Annotated in this window: 5 protein-coding genes and 1 riboswitch; of the genes, 1 reads left to right on the forward strand and 4 read right to left on the reverse strand. The window is 75.7% G+C overall.

The features are described 5' to 3' along the window. The 4 genes from MHW47_RS32935 to thiO all read right to left on the reverse strand — a co-directional run. Positions 1 to 826: protein kinase (locus tag MHW47_RS32935; RefSeq protein WP_239227512.1), on the reverse strand; the 826-nt coding region annotated here is incomplete at its 3' end. A gap of 167 nt (positions 827 to 993) precedes the next feature. Continuing rightward, positions 994 to 1,788, reverse strand: a complete 795-nt coding sequence (locus tag MHW47_RS32940) for a thiazole synthase (protein ID WP_239227513.1) — start codon at positions 1,786 to 1,788, stop codon at positions 994 to 996. A 3-nt stretch (positions 1,789 to 1,791) separates the two neighbouring features. Beyond that, entirely contained in the window at positions 1,792 to 2,010 is a 219-nt protein-coding gene (thiS, locus tag MHW47_RS32945) for a sulfur carrier protein ThiS (RefSeq protein WP_239227514.1), read from the reverse strand. Continuing rightward, complete coding sequence (thiO, locus tag MHW47_RS32950) at positions 2,007 to 3,206, reverse strand: glycine oxidase ThiO (protein WP_239227515.1); 1,200 nt, start codon at positions 3,204 to 3,206, stop codon at positions 2,007 to 2,009. The genes thiS and thiO overlap by 4 nt, the downstream gene beginning before the upstream one ends. Then, positions 3,204 to 3,315, reverse strand: a riboswitch (TPP riboswitch). Its footprint overlaps the gene before it by 3 nt. A gap of 141 nt (positions 3,316 to 3,456) precedes the next feature. On the opposite strand from thiO, the gene MHW47_RS32955 reads away from it, so the two are divergent. Continuing rightward, the coding region (locus MHW47_RS32955) for an FAD-dependent oxidoreductase (protein ID WP_239227516.1) at positions 3,457 to 4,045 on the forward strand (589 nt) is incomplete at its 3' end.

Consider the following 4,045-nt stretch of genomic DNA (forward strand, 5'->3'; position numbering starts at 1 on the left):
GGCGGGCCTCGGCGAGCAGCGCCACCGCGTCGAACGGGCGGGCCTCCGGATCGCGGGCGGTGGCGCTCGCCACCAGCGCGTCCAGCTCCGGCGCCAGGCCGGGGACCGCGGCGGACGGCGGCCGCACGTCCTCGTGCAGGTGCTGGTAGATGACCTGGGCGGGGGTCTCCCCGTCGCGCGGCTTGTCACCGGTCAGCATTTCGTACAGCACGACGCCGCAGGCGTACACGTCGGCGCGGGTGTCCGCCGCGCCGCGTTCGAGCTGCTCGGGGGCGAGGTAGGAGACGGTGCCGAGGATCGTCCCGGTGGTGCTGGTCACCGCGTCCACGGCCCGGACCAGCCCGAAGTCGGCGACCTTGACCCGGCCGTCGTCCCCGATCAGCACGTTCTCCGGCTTCATGTCGCGGTGCACGAAGCCCGCCCGGTGCGCAGCGCCGAGGGCGGCGAGCACCGACTCCAGGATGTCCAGCGCGGCCCGGGGGCTCAGCGCGCCGCGCTCGCTCAGCACATCGCGCAGCGTGCACCCGGCGACGTACTCCATCGCCAGGTAGACGTACTGACCCTGGGCGCCCTGGTCGAAGACCCCCACCACGTTGGGGTGGTCCAGACGCGCCACCGACTTGGCCTCGCGGATGAAGCGCTCGACGAACGAGGCGTCGGTCGCGAGGGCCGGATGCATCACCTTGAGGGCGAGCAGCCGGTCGAGCCGGGTGTCCATGGCCCGGTAGACCGTGGCCATGCCGCCCACGGCGATGCGGGCATCGACGCGGTAGCGGCCGTCGAGCAGCTGCCCGACGAGGGGGTCCTGGAGGGTCGTATCCACCATGCGAGTCTACGAGCCGCCGCGGACAGGCCCGCCGCCGCGGAGCGAACCCGGAGCGGGACTGAAGCCGAGCCGTGACAGGGCCGGGGTGGACGGCGGCCCGCATCCGTGCCGGCCGCCCGGAACCGCGGGCTCCGGCACGGCCGCCCGCACCGACGCCGCACCACCGCTCAGAACGCCGGGCGCTCCGGGTCGAGCACCGCCCGCCCGTCCTGCGGCGACGACGCCTCGGCGAAGTGGCGGCGCGGGATGCGCCCCGCCCGGTACGCGAGGCGGCCGGCCTCCACCGCGTGACGCATCGCGGCCGCCATCAGCTCCGGCTCCTGGGCGCGGGTCACCGCGGAGGCGAGCATCACCGCCGAGCACCCCAGCTCCATCGCGAGCGCGGCGTCCGACGCCGTGCCGGCGCCCGCGTCCAGGATCACCGGCACCCCGGCCCGCTCGGTGATCAGCTGGAAGTTGTGCGGGTTGCGGATGCCCAGACCGGAGCCGATGGGGGAGCCGAGCGGCATGACCGCCGCGCAGCCCACGTCCTCCAGCTTCCGGGCGAGCACCGGGTCGTCGCTGGTGTACGGCAGCACGGTGAAGCCGTCGTCCACCAGCGTCTCGGCGGCGTCCAGCAGCTCGACCGGGTCGGGCAGCAGGGTGCGCTCGTCCGCCACCACCTCCAGCTTCACCCAGTCGGTGCCCAGCGCCTCGCGGGCCAGCCGGGCGGTGAGCACGGCCTCGCCGGCGGTGTAGCAGCCGGCGGTGTTCGGCAGCACCCGGATGGACAGCTTCTCCAGGACCGAGAGCACGGAGCCCTGCACGGTCGGGTCGAGGCGGCGCATGGCGACGGTGGTCAGCTCGGTGCCGGACGCGGTCAGGGACCGTTCGAGGACATCCAGGCTGGGCGCGCCGCCGGTGCCCATGATCAGCCGGGACGCGAACTCGGTGCCGCCGAGCGTGAAGCGGTCGTCGGACATGGCTCAGCCTCCCTGGACCGCGGTCAGGACCTCGATCCGGTCGCCCTCGCCGAGCACGGCGGCCGGCCACTCGCCGCGCGGCACGACGGTCTCGTTGAGCGCGGCGGCCACCCCCCTCGGGGCGTCGGTCAGCGTGGCGACGAGGGTGTCCAGGGTGGTCCCGGCGGCGACGACGGACGGCGCGCCGTTGACGGACACGGTGAGCGGGGACGGCTCGGTCATGCGGGCTGCTCCTGGGGTGCGGGGGCGGATGCCGGGGCGGGCACGGGGGCCGGCGGGAACCGGCCGGGGGAGAAGGGGCGGGCCGCCTCGGGCAGCACGCCGTCCGCCAGCAGCGCGGCCATGGCGTCCCCGGTGACCGGGGTGAGCAGCACGCCGTTGCGGTGGTGGCCGGTGGCGAGATGGAGGCCGGGCAGCGCGGTCGGACCCAGCAGCGGGGCGTTGTCGGGGGACGCGGGGCGCAGCCCGGCGCGGGTCTCGGTGAGCGGCAGCTCGGTGATGCCGGGCACCAGTTCGTGGGCGTCGCGCAGGAGTTCGTAGACCCCGCCCGCCGTGACGGTGGTGTCCCAGCCCATCTCCTCGGTGGTGGCGCCGACGACCAGCTCGCCGTTCTCGCGCGGCACGAGGTAGACGTGGCTGCCCCGGACCACCGCCCGCACGGTGCGCGAGAGGAAGGGGGCGTAGGCCCGGGGCACGGTCAGCCGCAGGACCTGGCCCTTGACCGGGCGGACCGGCGGCAGGACGTGGGCGGGCACCCCGGCGAGCCGGCCGCTCAGGCTGCCCGCCGCGAGCACCACCTGGTCGGCGGCCAGCTCGGTACCGTCGTCGAGCACGGCCCCGGTGGCCCGGCCGGCGGCCACGGTGAGGTGGGCGGCCCGGTGGCGGTGGAAGACCACCCCGGCCCGTTCGCAGGCGGTCAGCAGCGCCGCGGCCAGCCGGCGCGGATCGACCTGGTGGTCGCCGTCCACCCGCAGCCCGCCGCGCACGCCCGGCGCGAGCATCGGCTCCAGGCGGCGGCACTCGCGCCCGGTCAGCCACTCCGAATCGAGGCCCGAGCGGCGTTGCAGCTCGTGGAGTTCGCGCAGATGGGCACGGTCGTCCGCGTCCAGCGCGACGGCCAGGGTGCCGCAGGCCCGGAAGCCGATGTCCTGCCCGCTCGCCTCCTCCAGCTCGGCGGTGAACGACGGATAGCGGCGGGCGGAGACGAGGTTGAGCCCGAGCAGGGTCTCCTCGCCGTAGTGCAGTTCGGTGACGGCGGCCAGCATCCCGGCCGCGACCCGCGCCGCCCCGCCGCCCGGCGCCGGGTCGGCGAGCGCCGTGGACAGACCGCGCTGCGCGGCCCGCCAGGCGGTGACCAGCCCGATGACGCCGCCCCCGACGACGAGGACGTCGGACCTTTCGGTGCGATGGATGCGCATGGGCGTCCAGCCCCTCCCTTCGCCGGCATGACCCGGATCAGGTTCGTACGGTCGGAGGCCGCCAGCCTCCCTCTCAGCCCGGTGCGTCCGGGCTCCCGCGAGTCTTGTACGCCGCCAGCCTAGACCCAGCCGCCCGGAGCGGGTAGGGAGGGCGGTGGCCGCGCGGCCCCTGACCTGACGGGCTGTCAGGGCAGGGGCGCTCCAGGGGCGGTCCAGCGGACCGAGGGCGGACACGTCCTAAGCTGAACGGGTGAGCGAGCAGCAGCGGGCAGAGCAGGCGGAACGCCGGGTCGTCGTCGCGGGCGCGGGCATGGCGGGCGTCCAGACCGCCGTAGCCCTGCGCGAACAGGGCTTCACCGGCCCCGTCACCCTGATCGGCGCCGAACCCCACCAGCCCTACGACCGGCCCCCGCTGTCCAAGGCCGTGCTCCTGGGCAAGGCCGAGGAGTCCGCCTTCGACATCGACTTCGAGGGACTGGACATCACCCTGCGCCTGGGCTGCGAGGTCACCGGGGTCCGCGCGGCCGACCACGAACTGGACACCTCGGCGGGCCCCGTCCCCTACGACGTCCTGGTCCTCGCCACCGGCGCCGAACCCGTCGTGCTGCCCGGCTCGGACGGCGTGCCCGGCGTCCATCTGCTGCGCACCCTCGACGACGCGGCGCGGCTGCGGCCCGTCCTGGAAGAGGGCCACCCCGTCGTGGTCGTCGGCGCCGGCTGGATCGGCGCCGAGTTCGCCACCGCCGCCCGCGCCGCCGGCTGCGAGGTCACCGTCGTGGAGGCGGCGGACCGCCCGCTGGCCGGCGCCCTGCCCGCCGAGGTCGCGGTCCCGATGGCCC

The sequence above is a fragment of the Streptomyces sp. OfavH-34-F genome (assembly GCF_022347745.1).
Taxonomy (GTDB): Bacteria; Actinomycetota; Actinomycetes; order Streptomycetales; family Streptomycetaceae; genus Streptomyces.